Raw genomic sequence first — 16,824 nt, forward strand, 5'->3', positions numbered from 1 at the left:
GAGGCTGCGCCGTTCCGGACCGATTGGGCGATGCTGGGGCGTACGACTACACTGGGCCGACGGCCCGCCCGGCCGGGTGGTCCGTGTGACGGTGGCGAAAGGCATAAGCGTGGCTTCCACGAATGACATCAAGAACGGGATGATCCTCGACCTGGACGGCCAGCTGTGGCAGGTCCTGTGGTTCCAGCACCACAAGCCGGGCAAGGGCAACACCGTCGTCCGTACGAAGATCAAGAACATCATGACCGGCAAGATCGTCGACAAGACGTTCAACTCCGACACCAAGGTCGACACCGCCACCGTCGACCGGCGGGACATGCAGTACCTCTACAACGACGGCGAGAACTACGTCTTCATGGACGTGACCAGCTTCGAGCAGCTCGAGCTGACCCCGGAGGTCGTCGGCGACGCCAAGGACTTCCTGCTGGAGGAGAACACCGCCACCGTCGCGATCCACGAGGGCACCCCGCTCTACATCGAGCTGCCCGCCTCGGTCGAGATGGAGATCACCTACACCGAGCCCGGCCTGCAGGGCGACCGCTCCACCGGCGGCACCAAGCCGGCCACGATCCAGACCGGCCGCCAGATCCAGGTGCCGCTGTTCCTCAACGTGGGCGACCGGGTCAAGGTCGACACCCGCAACGGCGACTACCTCGGCCGTCTGTGACCGGGAGCGCCCCTCGCCATCCTTCGTCCACCCGGCACAAGGCCCGCAAGCGCGCCCTCGACATCATGTTCGAGGCGGAACTGCGCGGCCGGTCCGTGCTGGCCACGCTCACCGAGCGTGCGGACGCCGCCGAGCCTCCGGTCCGCGAGTACACCGCTGAGATCGTCCGCGCCTTCGACGACCACGCCGACGACGTCGATGCCAGGATCAGCGCCGCACTCGACAAGGACTGGTCGCTGGACCGGATGCCGCTCGTCGACCGGACGGCCTGCCGGATCGCCGTGACCGAGATGCGCTACCTCGACCTGCCGATCGGCGTCGCGGTCACCGAAGCCATCGCCCTGGTCGAGGAACTCTCGACCGACGAATCGCCGACATTCGTCAGTGGCGTCCTGAACAACGTCGTCCTCGACTGACCGATCCCGAAAGGACCCGTCCTCCTATGCCTGCCGCCCGTCACCGCGCATTGCTCGTCCTGGAGGATGGTCGACACTTCGTCGGCACGTCCTTCGGGGCCGAAGGGGAGACCTTCGGCGAGGCGGTCTTCTCCACCGGCATGACCGGCTACCAGGAGACCCTCACCGATCCGTCGTACCGCAACCAGATCGTCGTCGCGACCGCCCCACAGATCGGCAACACCGGCTGGAACGACGAGGACAACGAGTCCGACCGGATCTGGGTCGCCGGCTACGTCGTCCGCGACCTCGCCCGGGTGCCGTCCAACTGGCGCTCCCGTCGCAGCCTGGAGGAGGAGATGCGCGCCCAGGGCACCGTCGGCATCGCCGGCGTCGACACCCGCGCGCTGACCCGCCACCTGCGCGAGCGCGGCGCGATGCGGACGGCGATCTCCACCACCGAGACCGACCCGCAGGCCCTGCTGGCGCGGGTGCTCGCCCAGCCGTCGATGGCCGGGCAGAACTTGGTCGGCGATGTCACCACCGGTGAGCCGTACGTCGTCGGGGCGGTCGGGGAGAAGAGACTCACTCTCGCTGCGGTCGACCTCGGCATCAAGTCGATGACGCCGCACCGGCTCGCCGAGCGCGGCGTGGAGACCACCGTCTTCCCGGCCGATGTGACGTACGACCAGCTGATGGCGATCCACCCGGATGGGGTGTTCTTCTCCAACGGGCCCGGCGACCCGGCTACCGCCGACGCCCAGGTGGCGCTGCTGCAGCAGGTGCTCGCCGCCGGCACGCCGTTCTTCGGCATCTGCTTCGGCAACCAGCTCTTCGGCCGCGCCCTGGGTTTCGGCACCTACAAGCTCAAGTACGGCCACCGCGGGATCAACCAGCCGGTGCAGGACCTGTCCACCGGCAAGGTCGAGGTGACCGCACACAACCACGGGTTCGCCGTCGACGCGCCACGTCACGGTGCCACCGCCACGCCGTACGGTGAGGCGCGGGTGAGCCACGTCAATCTGAACGACGACGTCGTCGAGGGCCTCTCGCTGCACGCCACGGACGGCCGGCTGACCGCCTTCTCGGTGCAATACCACCCGGAGGCCGCCGCCGGACCACACGACGCCAGCTACCTGTTCGACCGTTTCGTCGCCCTGATGGAGGCCTGAGAATGGGACGCCGCACCGACATCGCATCGATCCTCGTCATCGGCTCCGGCCCGATCGTCATCGGCCAGGCCTGTGAGTTCGACTACTCCGGCACCCAGGCGTGCCGGGTGCTGCGCGAGGAGGGCTACCGGATCATCCTGGTGAACTCCAACCCGGCCACCATCATGACTGACCCGGAGTTCGCCGACGCGACCTACCTGGAGCCGATCACCCCCGAGTTCGTCGAGAAGGTCATCGCCCGCGAGCGGCCGGACGCCCTGCTGCCGACCCTGGGCGGCCAGACCGCGCTGAACACCGCCGTCGCCCTGCACGAGAACGGCGTGCTGGAGAAGTACGGCGTCGAGCTGATCGGTGCTTCGATCGAGGCGATCCAGCGCGGTGAGGATCGCGAGCAGTTCAAGGCGATCGTCGAGGCGCTGGACGTGCCCGGCCCGAAGGCCGAGGTCGCCCGCTCCCGGATCTGCCACACGATGGACGAGTGCCTGGCGGCCGCCGAGGAGCTCAGCTACCCGGTCGTCGTCCGCCCCTCGTTCACCATGGGCGGGCTGGGCTCCGGCTTCGCGTACGACGCGGCGGATCTGCACCGGATCGCCGGCGCCGGCCTGGACGCCAGCCCCACCACCGAGGTGCTGATCGAGGAATCGATCATGGGCTGGAAGGAGTACGAGCTCGAGGTGATGCGCGACCACGTCGACAACGTCGTGGTCGTCTGCTCCATCGAGAACGTCGACCCGGTCGGCGTGCACACCGGTGACTCGATCACCGTCGCGCCGGCGATGACGCTGACCGACCGCGAGTACCAGCACATGCGCGACGTCGGCATCGCCATCATCCGCGCGGTCGGCGTCGACACCGGCGGCTGCAACATCCAGTTCGCGATCAACCCCGCCGACGGCCGGATGGTCGTCATCGAGATGAACCCGCGGGTGTCCCGCTCCTCGGCGCTGGCCTCCAAGGCGACCGGTTTCCCGATCGCGAAGATCGCCGCCAAGGTCGCCGTCGGCTACACCCTCGACGAGATCCCCAACGACATCACCGCCGAGACGCCGGCCTCCTTCGAGCCGACCCTCGACTACGTGGTGGTCAAGGTGCCGCGGTTCGCGTTCGAGAAGTTCCCGTCCGCCGACGACACCCTCACCACCCACATGAAGGCGGTCGGCGAGGTGATGGCGATCGGCCGCAACTTCACCGAGGCCCTCGGCAAGGCGCTGCGGTCGATGGAGGACGACAAGGCGCCGCTGGACGTCGCCGGCGCCCTCACCGCCGGCGCGGCGGAGTACCTCGCGCTCGCCGCCCGCCCGCACGACGGCCGGATCAACGACGTCTACCGGGCACTGCGCGCCGGCGCCACCCCCGAGCAGGTCTTCGAGGCGACCAAGATCGACCCGTGGTTCATCGACCAGCTGGTGCTGATCACCGAGGTCGTCGAGGAGGTCCGCCAGGCGGCCGAGCTGACTCCCGACGTGCTGCTCCGGGCCAAGCACCACGGCCTGTCCGACGCCCAGATCGGCGCCATCCGCGGCCTGCGCACCGACGTCGTCGCCGGTGTCCGCTGGGCGCTGGGCATCCGGCCGGCGTACAAGACGGTCGACACCTGCGCAGCCGAGTTCGCGGCGCGTACGCCCTACCTCTACTCCTGCTACGAGCTCACCGGACGCGACTCCGAGGTGTCCCCGCGGGAGAAGCCGGCGGTGATCATCCTCGGCTCGGGGCCGAACCGGATCGGCCAGGGCATCGAGTTCGACTACTCGTGCGTGCATGCCTCGATGACTCTGCATGAGGCCGGCTACGAGACGATCATGGTCAACTGCAACCCGGAGACCGTCTCCACCGACTACGACACCTCCGACCGGCTCTACTTCGAGCCGCTGACCCTGGAGGACGTGCTGGAGATCTACCACGCCGAGGCCTCGGTCGGCCCGGTCGCCGGGCTGATCGTCCAGCTCGGCGGGCAGACCCCGCTGAAGATGGCGCAGGCACTCAAGGACGCCGGAGTGCCGATCGTCGGCACCAGCCCGGAGTCGATCGACCTGGCGGAGGAGCGCGGTGCGTTCGGCGCGGTGCTGGAGGAGTCCGGCCAGCTGGCGCCGAAGTACGGCACCGCCCACTCGTTCGAGGAGGCCTCGAAGGTGGCCACCGAGATCGGCTACCCGGTGATGGTCCGCCCGTCGTACGTCCTCGGCGGGCGGGGGATGGAGATCGTCGACAGCGAGGACGGCCTGCGCGAGTACATCGGCCGCGCCGCGGCGATCTCCCCCCAGCACCCGGTGCTGATCGACCGGTTCCTCGACGACGCCACCGAGATCGACGTGGACGCGCTCTACGACGGCACCGAGCTCTACCTCGGCGGCGTGATGGAGCACATCGAGGCGGCCGGAGTGCATTCGGGCGACTCCGCCTGCTCGCTGCCGCCGGCCACCCTCGGTCAGGAGGTCATCGACGAGATCCGCGTCGCCACCCGGGCGATCGCCGAGGGCGTGGGCGTCCGTGGCCTGATCAACATCCAGTACGCCCTGCAGGGCACCACCCTGTACGTGCTGGAGGCCAACCCGCGGGCCTCCCGGACGGTCCCGTTCGTGTCGAAGGCGACCGGCACCCAGCTGGCCAAGGCCGCCGCCCGGATCATGCTCGGCGCCTCGATCGCCGAGCTGCGGGCCGACAGCATGCTGCGCGCCGACACCGACGGGGCGGCGATCTGGCCGGGCCTGCCGATCGCGCTGAAGGAGGCGGTGCTGCCGTTCAACCGGTTCCGCACCCCCGGCGGCCAGTTCGTCGACACCGTGCTCGGACCGGAGATGAAGTCCACCGGCGAGGTGATGGGGCTCGACGACGACTTCGGCACCTCCTTCGCCAAGGGCCAGATCGCGACGTACGGCACGCTGCCGACCGGCGGCACGATCTTCGTGTCGGCGGCCAACCGGGACAAGCGCACCATGGTCTTCCCGATCAAGCACCTGGCCGACATGGGCTTCCGGATCATGGCGACCGGTGGCACCGCGTCGGTGCTGCGCCGCCACGGCGTCGACGTGGTCGAGGTGCGCAAGGCCAGCGAGGGCACCGGCCCGCACGGCGAGCCGACCGTCACCGACCTGATCAACGCCGGCGAGGTCGACCTGATCTTCAACACCCCGCACGGCTCCACCCAGGCCGGCGGCCAGCCCCGCAAGGACGGCTGGGAGATCCGCACCGCGGCAGTGCTGCACAACGTCCCCTCGGTGACCACCGCGCAGGGCCTGTCGGCCGCGGTGCTGGGCATCGAGGCGCTGCGCAACGGCGGCATCGGCGTACGGTCCCTGCAGGAGTGGGAACGGATCACCGCCGACATCGTCACCGCCCACACGGTGACCACCACGGACACCGCCGTCCCCGCGGTCGTCGGGGCCTGAGATGGCGGCGCACCTGCCCGGGGCGCTCGTCGACGCGGCGTACGATGCCGTCGGTCGGCCGGTGCTGTTCCGGCTCGGCGGGGGCGACCCGGAAGTCGCCCACGAGACCACGCTCGACTGGCTCGCCTGGTGGGGCCGTACGCCGGCCCGCCGGGCGATCCTCGAGCTGGCGTTCGGCAGCCAGGGCCGTCCGGTCGACGTCGCCGGGATCCGGTTCGCCGGGCCGGTCGGCCTGGCGGCGGGGATGGACAAGGACGCCCGGGCACTGATGGCCTGGGCCCGGCTGGGCTTCTCCCACGTCGAGTTCGGCACCGTCACCGGCCGGCCACAGCCGGGCAATCCGCAGCCGCGGATGTATCGGCTGAAGGACAGCCACGGTGTGATCAACCGGATGGGCTTCAACAACGCCGGGTCCGCGGCGATCGCGGCCCGGCTCGAACTGGCCGGCATCCGCCGCGGCAATCTCGCCGCCGGAATGCCGGTCGGGGTGTCGATCGGCAAGACCAAGGTCGTCCCCCTGGCGGACGCGGTCGAGGACTACCTGTCCTCGTTGCGGCGGCTGGTGCACCTGGTCGACTATCTGGCCGTCAACGTCTCCAGCCCGAACACCCCGGGACTGCGCTCCCTGCAGGGCGCCGAGGAGCTCTCCGGGCTGGTCCGGTCGCTGGTCGCCGAGGCCGCTGTCCAGGCCGAGGAGTCGGCCCAGTCCGCGCTGGGCCCGGTGCCGGTCTTCGTGAAGATCGCCCCGGACCTGGAGTGGTCGGCGATCGACGAGGCGCTGGAGGTCTGCGAGGCGGCCGGAGCCGCCGGGGTGATCGCCACCAACACCACGCTGACCCGCGACGGGCTGGCGCCGCAGGACCGGCCGACCGGGGCGCAGGCCGGTGGCCTGTCCGGCGCCCCGCTGACCGCCCGCGCGCTGGACGTGGTGTCGTACGTCACCCGTCACACCAGCCTGCCGGTGATCGGCGTCGGCGGCATCATGACCGCCGACGACGCGCGGGCGATGCTGCAGGCGGGTGCGGCGCTGGTGCAGCTGTTCACCGGCTTCATCTACCGCGGACCCGGCCTGGTCCGCGACATCAACGCACTCAGCGGACTCACGGAGCGAGACTGACATGCCCGACACCAGCTACGCCGCCCGGCTCACCGCCGTCACCACCGCCCGCGGACGGCTCTGCGTGGGGATCGACCCGCACCCGGCCATCCTCGACGCCTGGGGCCTGCCGCGCACGGTCACCGGCCTGGAGACCTGTGCCCGCGGGATGGTCGAGGCGCTGGGGGAGACGGTGGCGGTGTTCAAGCCGCAGTCCGCTCTGTTCGAGGAGTACGGGTCGGCCGGGATCGCCGTGCTGGAGCGGGTGCTGGCCGACATCCGGGCCGCCGGCGCCGTGTCGGTCCTCGACGTCAAGCGCGGCGACATCGGCTCCACGATGGCCGGCTACGCCCGCGCCTACCTGGTGGATGACGCCCCGCTGGCCGCCGACGCCATCACCGTGAGCCCCTATCTCGGCTACGGGTCGCTGCAGCCCGCGCTCGACCTGGCGGTGGCGAACGGCCGCGGGGTGTACGTCCTGGCCCGCACCTCTAACCCGGAGGGTGACCACGTCCAGCTGGCCGCAGGTGCCGACGGGCGTACGGTCGCCCAGCAGATCGTCGATGCCGCCGCCGCGACCAACCGGGAGGAGCTGAACGACGGGATGGGCCCGGTCGGGTTGGTGGTCGGCGCCACCCGGCTCGACACGGGTGTCGACCTGGACGCCTTCAACGGGTCGATCCTGGCCCCCGGGATCGGCGCCCAGGGCGGGAAGGTGAGTGATCTGCCGACGATCTTCGGGGCCTCCCTGGGCCATGTGCTGCCGACGACGAGCCGCGGCGTGATGGGTGCCGGACCGGACGCCGAGGCGTTGCGTCGGGCCGCACGCCAGCAGGTCAGCTTCATGGTCTAACCTGCTCCCGTTAGCAGGGCCGGAGACGTGATTTCGAAAGGGGCCACGGTGTCGATCCCACCCTTGAGCGAGGAGCAGCTGCAGGACGCCCGTGCGGCAGCTGCGCGGGCTCGCCGGGAACGTGCCACGATCAAAGCGAAGGTCAGGGCGGGTGAGCTCAGCGTCGGGGACGTGCTCGAGCTGGCCGCCGCGGACGATATCATCGCCCACATCCGTGTGGTCGACCTGCTGAAGTCCGTCTCGCGGGTCGGTCCCAAGCGTGCCGAGGCTCTGATGGCCCGGTTCGACATCGCCTCCGGAAGGAGGCTGCGCGGCTTGGGGCGTCATCAGATCGCTGCCCTGAAGAAGGAGTTCTCGTGACGGTTGGCCCTGGTCGAGTGGTCGTCCTGTCGGGTCCCACAGCAGTCGGCAAGGGCACCGTGATGGCGCGCTTCCGCGAGCTGCACCCCGAGGCGTACGTCTCGATCTCGGCGACCACCCGACCGGCCCGGCCGGGGGAGCGGGACGGGGTGCACTACTGGTTCGTCAGCGATGCCGAGTTCGACGAGCTGATTGCCTCGGGCGGCCTGCTGGAATGGGCCGAGGTGCATGGCGCGGCGCGCTACGGCACGCCTCGACGGCCGGTCGACGAGGCGGTCGCCGACGGACGTACGGTCATCCTGGAGATCGACCTGCAAGGGGCACGCCAGGTCAAGGAGAACTGCCCGGACGCGTGCTTCGTCTTCCTCGCGCCGCCGAGCGCGGAGGAACTCGTCCGCCGGCTGCAGGGCCGGGGGACCGAGACGGCTGAGGAACAGGCGCGGCGGCTGGAGACGGCCGCCACCGAGATGGCGGCACGTGACGAGTTCGACGTCGTCCTGGTCAACGAGGATGTCGAGCGGACCGTCGCCGAGCTGGTAGAGTTGTGTGGTCTGTGACACCGTCGGTGCCACGCTCCTAGGTTGCAGAGGCTGATCTTGACTACTGAATCCACGCCCCCGGGAATCACGAACCCCCCGATCGACGACCTGCTGACGCGGGTGGACTCGAAGTACCGCCTGGTGCTGTTCGCCGCGAAGCGTGCTCGCCAGATCAACGCCTACTACGCCCAGCTCGGCGGTGGGCTGCTCGAGAACGTCGGCCCGCTGGTCGAGACCGAGATCCAGGAGAAGCCGCTGTCGATCGCGCTGCGCGAGATCAACGAGGGCCTGCTGGAGTTCACCGAGATCGATCCCGAGGCCGAGGCCGCTGCCCAGCAGGCCGCCTTCGGCGAGGACTTCATGGAGGGCGACTTCGGGTCGTACGACTTCGGTGACGGTCTTGACGCCGGCGAGGGCTTCGATCTGCCCGCCGCGGAGCCGGGCGCCGACACGCCGGCCGACAAGCAGGAGTGACCTGCGGTCATGGCTCGGGTCATCCTCGGCGTCGCCGGAGGCATCGCTGCCTACAAGGCCTGTGAGGTCGTCCGCCGGCTCCGTGACTCGGGCCATGACGTCCGCGTGGTGCCCACCGCGAACGCGCTGAATTTCGTCGGCGCCACCACGTGGGAGGCGCTGTCCGGCCACCCCGTCGCCACCGACGTGTGGAGCGGGGCCGCCGAGGTGCCACACGTACGCCTCGGCCAGCAGACGGACCTGGTGCTGGTCGCCCCGGCGACGGCCGACCTGTTGGCCCGCGCGGCCGCCGGCCGAGCCGACGACCTGCTCACCAACATCCTGCTCACCGCCCGGTGCCCCGTGGTGATGTTCCCCGCGATGCACACCGAGATGTGGCTGCATGCCGCGACCCGGGCGAATGTGGCGACCCTGCGCGAACGAGGCGTGGTGGTGGTCGACCCCGACTCCGGGCGCCTGACCGGCGCCGATTCCGGCCCGGGCCGACTGCCCGACCCGGTGGACATCCGGGCGGTGGCCGAGACTCTGCTGGAGAGGCCGGCGCTCGCCGGCGCCGCCGCGGCGCGTGATCTGGCCGGTCTGCGGGTGGTCGTCTCCGCCGGTGGCACCCAGGAGCCGCTCGACCCGGTGCGCTTCCTGGGTAACCATTCCTCCGGCCTGATGGGCATCGGCATCGCCCGCGCCGCCCGGCTGCGTGGCGCCGAGGTGACCCTGGTGGCCGCCCGGATGGACCACGAGCCGCCGTCCGATGTCGAGGTGCGCCGAGTGGTCTCGACCGGCGACCTGGCCGAGGCCATGCAGGACCTCGCGCCGGCGGCCGATGTGGTGATCATGGCTGCCGCGCCGGCCGACTTCACCGCCGCCCGGCCCGCCGAGCAGAAGATCAAGAAGGACGACCAGAAGGGCCTGACCCTCGACCTGGTCCAGACGACCGACGTGCTGGCGACCCTGGCGGCCGCGCGACCCGCCGGCCAGACGATCGTCGGCTTCGCCGCAGAGACCGCGAAGAGTCGTGCCGACCTGGTGGCGCTCGGCACGGCGAAGCTGGCCCGCAAGGGCGCCGACCTGCTGGTCTGCAACGACGTGAGCGGTGGCAAGGTCTTCGGCGACGCCGACACGGCGGTGGTGATCATCGACCGCGCCGGGATCGTCGCCGAGTGCGCCGGCAGCAAGGACGTGGTCGCCCACTCGATCGTGGACGCGGTGTTGGTGGACCGTACGCGCTACGTCAGGGCCTGACGGCGCTCCTCCCCGCCGCCGGGCGGCCGCTTCTCGCCAGTGGATGCGTACGCCGGTTCGAATGTCAGAGGTCTCCCGTAGCGTGGAAGCATGATCGGAGATCACGAGCGTCCCTGGCGGGACGGCGGCGATGCCCTGGGGTGGGTGTCGCCGGACGGTGCCCTGCCCGCCGATCCTGTGCAGACCGGTGACCATCTCCGGGCACTGCGGGCTCTGCGCGCCGGGGTGGAGGCCAGGGAACTGGTCCTGGTGGCGCATCTGTGCGACCAGGCGCCGCCGCCCCGCGAAGAGGACGCCGTCCTCCCCGGACGCACCACGATGGTCCCCGGCGGTGCCGACGGGACGCCGAGGATCCCGGAGTTCCTGCACCTGGAGCTCGGCCCGCTGCTCGGGACCACGCCGTACGCCGCTCGGCGGTTGATCGCGGACGTGTTGGATCTGCGCCATCGGCTGCCGCGGTTGTGGGCGGCCGTGCTGGGCGCTGACGTGCCGGTCGCGGTGGCCCGTCGGATCGCCGCCCTGTGCGCCACCCGAGGCCTTTCGTGCGAGCAGGCGCGGGCGGTGGACGAGGCGCTCGCCGGCCGGTTGGGCGGACTCGGGTTCGGCCGGGCGATGGCCCTGGCAGAGGCCGAGGTGATCCGCGCCGACCCCGAGAAAGCCCGTCGCCAGGAGGAACGCGCCCGCACTGGGCGTTGCTTCCGGCTCGGGCGTGCCGATGATTCCGGGACCCGGACGGTCTTCGCCCGGATGAACGCTGCCGATGCGATCCATCTGACGGCGATGGTCGGCCGGCTGGCTGACGTGTTCGCCGAGACCGGCGACCAGCGCCCGAGTGGCGAACGGGAGGCCCGGGCTCTCGGTCTGCTCGCCACCCCGGCCCGCGCCGTGGCGGTCCTGGCCGGGGCCGCCACGCCGCAGCCGGCGCTGCTCGGCGAGGGGGATCCCGACCTCGGCGAGAGGACGGCCTGGAGCGACCCGCGGGCGCTGGCCACGGTCGCCGACGCGCTGGCCGGTGTCGATCCCGATCGACTAGCCCCGCCGGTGCGCCTCTACGTGCACACCTACGCGGATCACCTGGACGCCGACGACCTGGCCCGGGTCGAAGGCGGCCGGGCCACCCTGGTCGGTGACCTGCGCGGGCTGCTGGCCGACAGCCGGGTGCGGCTCACCCAGGTGATCGACCACCGCGAGTCGGTGGCGACCGACGCCTATGAGGTGCCGGCGGCTGTCCGGGAGCAGCTCCTCACCGCCCAGCCGTTCGAGGTCTTCCCGTGGTCGACGCGCCGGTCGCGGCGACTCGACCTGGACCACACCCGTCCGTTCCGCGCGGGCGAGGCCGGGCAGACGCAGCCCGACAACCTCGGGCCACTGAGTCGTACGGTCCATCGGGCCCGCACCCACGGCGGATTCGCGCTGGCGCAGCCGGTGCCCGGCCTGTGGCTCTGGCGAACGCCCCTGGGCGGGGTGCACTCGGTGTCGAACCGCGGTGCCCGCAGCTGGAGTCGACAGCACAGCACGTTGGAGATCATCCTGCTGCACCAGTGGCCGAGACCTTCACTCGGCCGATCGTCACCCGACCCGTAGCAGCGCCAAGAACATCGCATCGGTGCCGTGGCGGTGCGGCCACAGCTGGACGAACCGCTGGCCGCCCCACGGATCGGCACGCCCACAGGCAGGGACCTCGGGCAGGAACGCCGGCGCGTCGAGCACCTCGACAACCGTCCTCTGGGCGCCGAGCTCATCGACGACCGTCTGTACGACGTCCTCGGTCTCCGAGGGGTGCGGCGAACAGGTGACGTACGCCACCACGCCGCCCGGCAGGGTGGAGCGGATCGCGCTGACCAGCAGCTGCGCCTGCAGCGGGACGAGGTCGTCCACGTCCTCCGGCTGGTGGCGCCACCGCGACTCGGGGCGGCGGCGCAACGCGCCCAGACCGGTGCACGGCGCGTCGAGCATCACCCGGGCGAAAGCACCGGCCCGCCAGGCGGGCCGGGTGCCGTCGGCACAGATCACGCCGGGACGGGGTCGATAGGCGCGCAGTGCCTGCGCCACCAGGCCGGCGCGATGTTCGGCGACCTCGGCTGCCAGCACGTCCTCGCCCCGGGCGCGGGCCAGCCCGGTGAGCAACGCCGCCTTCCCCCCGGGGCCGGCACACATGTCCAGCCACCGGCCGGCCGGGGCCTCCACCCGCGACAGCGCCAGCGCGACCAGCTGAGACCCCTCGTCCTGCACCCCGGCCCGCCCGTCCCGGACGGCGACGAGATCGCCCGGGTTGCCGACCCCAACCGCGCCGTACGGGGACCACCGGGTGGCGGTCGCGCCCGCCGCGACCAGGTCGTCCCGTTCGGTCAGCCCGGGCCGGACCACCAGGGTCGGCCTCGGGGCGACGTTGTCGGCCTCCAGGGCGGCTGCGGCCTCCTCGCCCAACAGATCGGCGTACGTCTGGGCGATCCAGCGCGGATGATGGGTACGCAGCGCCAGCCGTTCCACCCCGCTGGTCCCCGCCGACAGCCGGTCGACCCACGCGTCGAGGTCATGCGCGGCGACCTTGCGCAGCACGGCGTTCACCAGACCGGTGACCCGCTCGCCGATCGCGGTGCCGGCGAGATCGACGGCGCTGTCCACCGCGGCCCGGGTCGGGATCCGCATCGACAGCACCTGATGGGTGCCCAGCCGCAGCACGTCGACGGCCGCCGGCTGCAGCGACGACAGCGGCCGGCCCGCAGCGGCCTCCAGGATCGCGTCGTACGTTCCCTGCAGGCGGCTGGAGCCGGCGACCAGCTCGGTGGCCAGTGCGGCGTCGCGTTCGTCGAGGTGGCGCCGGTCGAGGATCTCGGCCAGGGCAAGATTGGCGTACGCCCCGCCGGCGTGCACCGCCCGCAGCGCGTCGAACGCGGCGCGGCGGGCCGGATCGACCGGCCGGCGCGGACCGCGGCGCGCGCCGGTTCGACGGGGAGGCCGGCTCACCGGTCGAACCGGATGTCGTCGGTGTGCAGGCCGCGGGCCCAGTCGGTGGCCACCATCGCCCGCTTGCCGGCCGGTTGGACGCGGAGCAGTTCGAGCTGTCCACTGCCGGTGTGGACGTGCACGCTGCGCCGGTCGCGTTCCACCAGGCCGGGTGTGGTGGAGGGACGGTCGGTGGGCAGTGCCTCGTGCACCCGGAACTTCTGGCCGTCCAGCGTGGTCCAGGCGCCGGGCGCGGGGGTGCAGGCGCGGATCCGGCGGTCCAGCTGCTCGACCGGCGCGGTCCAGTCGAGGTGCGCGTCCTCGGTGCCCAGCTTGGCGGCGTACGTGCCGCCCTCAGTGGCCTGTTCGACGCACCGGGCGGTGCCGTCCTCGAGCCGGTCCATCGTCTCGGTCAACAGCGCAGCGCCGGACTCCGCCAGGCGGGCGAGCAGGTCGCCCGAGGTCTCCCGCGGCCCGATCGGGGTGCGCAGGGTGCCGCAGACCGGGCCCGCATCCAGCGCCTCGACGATCCGGAACGTCACCGCGCCGGTCTCCTGCTCGCCGTGCAGGATCGCCGACTGCACCGGCGCCGCGCCGCGGTAGGCGGGCAGCAGCGAGAAGTGCAGGTTGATCCACCCGTGGGTCGGAATCTCCAGCAGCGAGGGAGGCAGCAGGGCGCCGTACGCCACGACGGGGCAGCAGTCGGGGGCGAGGTCGCGCAGCTGCTGGTGGAACTTCGCCTCCCGCGGCCGGGCCGGCTTCAGCACCGGAATGCCCAGCTCGGCGGCGCGCGCCGCCACCGGACTCGGACTGAGACCGCCGCCGCGGCCCCGACGGGCGTCCGGTCGGGTCACCACCGCAACGACGTCATGGCGCGAGGCGACCAGGGCATCGAGACTGGGCAGGGCGACATCCGGGGTACCGGCGAAGACGAGGCGCACCAGCGGAGTCTATCGTCTGCCCGCCCGGCCTCAGCCGCTCCGCCTAGCCGATCCGCAGCGGATCGACGACGATCCGGACGGCCCCGGGGTCCTTGTGCGCGGTCCGCAGGGACTGCACGTCGCGGACGGCCTGGACCGTCGCGGCCCCCTCGGCCAGTGGCGCCCGTACGGTCAGCCGCCAGGTGTCGCCGAGGGTGCCGTCGGGTTCCAGCACCGGTGCCGGCCCCCACACCTCGACGTCGTCCGGCGGGAGCAACCGGCCGGCGATCCCCTCCACGCCGACCTGGTCGCCCTCCACCACGACCAGTCGGGTGACGGGCGGGAAGCCGGCCTCCCGGCGGTCCGCCAACTCCCGGGAAGCAAGACCTGCCGGATCCAGCCGGATCAGCGCCTGCACTGCGGGATGCTCGGCGGCACCGACCACGAGCACCGAGCCGCCGTCCTCACCCGGCCGGACCAGAGCACAGACGTGCAACCACCGGCGCAACGACTCCTCGGCGGCTCTCAGGTCCGCCCGCACCAGGGGAGTGTCGGCATCCAGCAGGACGGCGGCGGCGTAGCCACCCTCGGCCGGCGGCTCGGCACCCGGGGTACAGATCACCAACGCACCGCGATCGTCGACGCTGTCCAGGATGTGCCCCGCATGCGACCGGCGCACCGGCACCTGGGGGAACGCCCGGCCGAGCTCCTCGGCGGTCCGCTCGGCACCGACCACCGGAGCACGCCAGCGTGTCGCGCCGCACTCCGGGCAGCTCCAGTCCTCCGGCCGGGCGCCGCACAGGCCGCAGATCAGGCCGTCCTCGCGGCCGTGCAGCGGCCCCCCGCAGTGGCTGCAGCGCAGCTGGGTGTGGCACTGGGCGCAGGCGACGACCACCTGGTAGCCGCCGCGCGGCACCTGGATCAGCACCGGTCCGGCGGCCAGTCCGGCCCGGATCACATCGAAGGCGTCGTGCGGCAGCCGACCCAGCTGGTCGGGGCGGTCCCGGGGTGTCCGTACGACGGCGGAGACCTCGCGCTGGTCGTGGCCGGACAGCGCGATCGGGTGCAGCCAGCCGCGCTCGACCAGCGCGTGGGCCTCGGTGCTGCGGCCGTGGCCGGCGAGCATCAGGGCGGCTCCGGCCCGCTGGGCCCGCAGGGCGGCGACCTCCCGGACATGCGGATAGGGCGCACGCGGCTCGCCGAGCAGGTCATCGCCCTCGTCCCACACACCGACGAAACCGAGGTCCTCCACCGGCGCCCAGACCGCGCCGCGGGTGCCGATCACCACCCGGGCCTGGCCCCGCAGCGCGGCGAGGAAGCTGCGGTACCGGGCGGCCGGGCCGGACTCGGCGGTCAGCGTGACGAAACCGCTGTCGGAGAACGCCACCCGGCAGGCTTCCGCCAGCCGGGCGAGGTCGCGGGCGTCGGGGACGACGAGCACGGCGCCGCGCCCGGCGGCGACCGCGGCGGCCGCCCCGGCGACCAGCCCGGCCGCCCAGTCACCGATCGGGTCCGGGGTCGGCGCGACCTGCCAGAACGCCCGGGGCGCCCCGCCGAGGCCGATCGCGTCGAGGAACGCGGCACCGGCCGGATAGCGGCCCAGCGGGTGGGGTGCGGCCAGGGCACGGCGGGCGTCGAGCGGGGGCCGGTGCGGTGGCTCGGCGCCCTCCGCGGCGGCGTGGCGGGGTGGCACCGCGAGGCGTACGACATCGGCGAAGGACCCGCCCCAGTGGTCGGCGACGGCACGGACCAGCCCGGCGATCTCGGCGGTGAGCACCCGCTCGTCCGACACCACCCGGGCCAGCTCGGACAGCTGGTGCAGCGCGGTGCCGGGACCGAGGTCGTCACCGTCGATCCGCTGCACGACGAAACCGTCGCGCTGCTGACCGGCGAACGGCACCCGGACCCGTACACCCGGCAGCGCGGTCGCGGCCTGGGCCGCGGTCACCCGGTAGTCGAACAGCCGATCGAGGTGCAGCAACGGCATGTCGACGGCCACCCGGGCCACCGGCTGCTCCACCACCTCGTTCATGCTCCGATCCTAGGAGTGCGCTCAGACACTAGACTCTGCCGCGTGGGAATCCAGATCACGCCGAGCATCCTCGCCGCCGACTTCGCCAATCTCGACCGTGACATCGCGGCGGTGCCCAGCGCCGATGCGATCCACGTGGACGTGATGGACAACCACTTCGTACCCAACCTCACCATCGGCCTGCCGGTCGTCGAGGCGATCCGCAAGCACACCACCCACGAGCTCGACCTGCACCTGATGATCATGGATCCCGACCGCTGGGCGCCCGAGTACGTCGAGGCGGGAGCGGAGTCGGTGAGCTTCCACGTCGAGGCCGCCGCCGCGCCGGTGCGGCTGGCCCGCGAGATCCGCGCCCTCGACGCGAAGGCCGCCCTCGCCGTCAAGCCGGCCACCCCGATCGAGCCGTACGCCGACCTGCTCGGCGAGTTCGACAAGATCCTGATCATGACCGTGGAGCCCGGATTCGGGGGCCAGGCCTTCCTCGACATCGTGATGCCGAAGGTCCGCCGCACCCGCGAGCTGATCGCCGGCACCGGCCGCCAGATCGCCCTGCAGGTCGACGGGGGCATCTCCGAGCGGACCATCGACCAGGCGATCGCCGCCGGCGCGGACGTCTTCGTGGCCGGTTCGGCCATCTACGGCGCCGACGACCCGGACGCGATGATCCGGTCCCTGCGGGCCCGCGGCGACGCCGAGATCCACCACAACCACGTGCACTGAATCCGAACCGACACCGACGACGAGT

General features: G+C 72.0%; 15 protein-coding genes. 12 read left to right on the forward strand and 3 right to left on the reverse strand.

The features are described from left to right. Positions 1–109: 109 nt before the first annotated feature. The 11 genes from efp to R0146_RS12340 all read left to right on the forward strand — a co-directional run bounded on the left by efp (position 110) and on the right by R0146_RS12340 (position 11,765). A complete protein-coding gene (efp, locus tag R0146_RS12290) occupies positions 110–667 on the forward strand; it encodes an elongation factor P (protein ID WP_317690104.1) in 558 nt (185 codons plus the stop codon). Further along, positions 664–1,083 (forward strand): transcription antitermination factor NusB, encoded by a 420-nt coding sequence (gene nusB, locus R0146_RS12295; protein ID WP_317690106.1) that lies wholly within the window; start codon positions 664–666, stop codon positions 1,081–1,083. The genes efp and nusB overlap by 4 nt, the downstream gene beginning before the upstream one ends. A gap of 26 nt (positions 1,084–1,109) precedes the next feature. Next, the gene (gene carA, locus R0146_RS12300) at positions 1,110–2,234 is read left to right on the forward strand and encodes a glutamine-hydrolyzing carbamoyl-phosphate synthase small subunit (RefSeq protein WP_317690108.1); all 1,125 of its coding nucleotides are present in this window, start codon (positions 1,110–1,112) and stop codon (positions 2,232–2,234) included. 2 nt (positions 2,235–2,236) lie between these two features. Further along, positions 2,237–5,620: a carbamoyl-phosphate synthase large subunit gene (gene carB, locus R0146_RS12305; RefSeq protein ID WP_317690110.1), complete on the forward strand. Its 3,384-nt coding sequence runs from the start codon at positions 2,237–2,239 to the stop codon at positions 5,618–5,620. Between the two features lies 1 nt (position 5,621). Further along, on the forward strand, positions 5,622–6,737 hold the full coding sequence (locus tag R0146_RS12310) for a quinone-dependent dihydroorotate dehydrogenase (RefSeq protein ID WP_317690112.1): 1,116 nt from the start codon (positions 5,622–5,624) through the stop codon (positions 6,735–6,737). A gap of 1 nt (position 6,738) precedes the next feature. Then, positions 6,739–7,569, forward strand: a complete 831-nt coding sequence (gene pyrF / locus R0146_RS12315) for an orotidine-5'-phosphate decarboxylase (protein WP_317690114.1) — start codon at positions 6,739–6,741, stop codon at positions 7,567–7,569. 48 nt (positions 7,570–7,617) lie between these two features. Continuing rightward, on the forward strand, positions 7,618–7,929 hold the full coding sequence (gene mihF / locus R0146_RS12320; RefSeq protein ID WP_317690116.1) for an integration host factor, actinobacterial type: 312 nt from the start codon (positions 7,618–7,620) through the stop codon (positions 7,927–7,929). Next, complete coding sequence (gene gmk, locus R0146_RS12325) at positions 7,926–8,486, forward strand: guanylate kinase (protein ID WP_317690118.1); 561 nt, start codon at positions 7,926–7,928, stop codon at positions 8,484–8,486. Before mihF ends, gmk begins: the two co-directional genes overlap by 4 nt. 36 nt (positions 8,487–8,522) lie before the next feature. Continuing rightward, complete coding sequence (gene rpoZ / locus R0146_RS12330; RefSeq protein WP_317692408.1) at positions 8,523–8,942, forward strand: DNA-directed RNA polymerase subunit omega; 420 nt, start codon at positions 8,523–8,525, stop codon at positions 8,940–8,942. Positions 8,943–8,951: 9 nt separating this feature from the next. After that, the gene (gene coaBC, locus R0146_RS12335) at positions 8,952–10,181 is read left to right on the forward strand and encodes a bifunctional phosphopantothenoylcysteine decarboxylase/phosphopantothenate--cysteine ligase CoaBC (RefSeq protein WP_317690121.1); all 1,230 of its coding nucleotides are present in this window, start codon (positions 8,952–8,954) and stop codon (positions 10,179–10,181) included. A 90-nt stretch (positions 10,182–10,271) separates the two neighbouring features. Further along, on the forward strand, positions 10,272–11,765 hold the full coding sequence (locus R0146_RS12340; RefSeq protein WP_317690123.1) for a 13E12 repeat family protein: 1,494 nt from the start codon (positions 10,272–10,274) through the stop codon (positions 11,763–11,765). Here the strand turns inward: R0146_RS12340 and R0146_RS12345 are convergent. Genes R0146_RS12345 through R0146_RS12355 form a run of 3 tightly spaced genes read right to left on the reverse strand, consistent with a single transcriptional unit; the run spans position 11,751 to position 16,079 of the window. After that, positions 11,751–13,148, reverse strand: coding sequence for an RsmB/NOP family class I SAM-dependent RNA methyltransferase (locus R0146_RS12345; RefSeq protein ID WP_317690125.1), 1,398 nt, complete (start codon positions 13,146–13,148; stop codon positions 11,751–11,753). The genes R0146_RS12340 and R0146_RS12345 overlap by 15 nt on opposite strands. Beyond that, positions 13,145–14,068 carry a methionyl-tRNA formyltransferase gene (fmt, locus tag R0146_RS12350; protein ID WP_317690127.1) on the reverse strand — a complete coding sequence of 308 codons (924 nt, stop codon included), beginning with the start codon at positions 14,066–14,068 and terminating at the stop codon, positions 13,145–13,147. The genes R0146_RS12345 and fmt overlap by 4 nt, the downstream gene beginning before the upstream one ends. Positions 14,069–14,111: 43 nt before the next feature. Next, positions 14,112–16,079 (reverse strand): primosomal protein N' family DNA-binding protein, encoded by a 1,968-nt coding sequence (locus tag R0146_RS12355; protein WP_317690129.1) that lies wholly within the window; start codon positions 16,077–16,079, stop codon positions 14,112–14,114. Between the two features lie 42 nt (positions 16,080–16,121). Here R0146_RS12355 and rpe point away from each other — a divergent pair, with 42 nt between their 5' ends. Continuing rightward, on the forward strand, positions 16,122–16,799 hold the full coding sequence (gene rpe, locus R0146_RS12360) for a ribulose-phosphate 3-epimerase (RefSeq protein ID WP_317690132.1): 678 nt from the start codon (positions 16,122–16,124) through the stop codon (positions 16,797–16,799). The last annotated feature ends 25 nt before the right edge of the window (positions 16,800–16,824 follow it).

Origin of the sequence: Raineyella sp. LH-20 (genome assembly GCF_033110965.1) — a bacterium.
Classification (GTDB): Bacteria; Actinomycetota; Actinomycetes; order Propionibacteriales; family Propionibacteriaceae; genus Raineyella.

What these genes read in the sequence shown, in the direction of transcription:
- carA (WP_317690108.1), top strand. Translation starts at nt 1,110, where the DNA reads ATGCCTGCCGCCCGTCACCGCGCATTGCTCGTCCTGGAGGATGGTCGA.
- carB (WP_317690110.1), top strand. Translation starts at nt 2,237, where the DNA reads ATGGGACGCCGCACCGACATCGCATCGATCCTCGTCATCGGCTCCGGC.
- R0146_RS12310 (WP_317690112.1), top strand. Translation starts at nt 5,622, where the DNA reads ATGGCGGCGCACCTGCCCGGGGCGCTCGTCGACGCGGCGTACGATGCC.
- pyrF (WP_317690114.1), top strand. Translation starts at nt 6,739, where the DNA reads ATGCCCGACACCAGCTACGCCGCCCGGCTCACCGCCGTCACCACCGCC.
- coaBC (WP_317690121.1), top strand. Translation starts at nt 8,952, where the DNA reads ATGGCTCGGGTCATCCTCGGCGTCGCCGGAGGCATCGCTGCCTACAAG.
- R0146_RS12340 (WP_317690123.1), top strand. Translation starts at nt 10,272, where the DNA reads ATGATCGGAGATCACGAGCGTCCCTGGCGGGACGGCGGCGATGCCCTG.
- R0146_RS12355 (WP_317690129.1), bottom strand. Translation starts at nt 16,079, where the DNA reads ATGAACGAGGTGGTGGAGCAGCCGGTGGCCCGGGTGGCCGTCGACATG.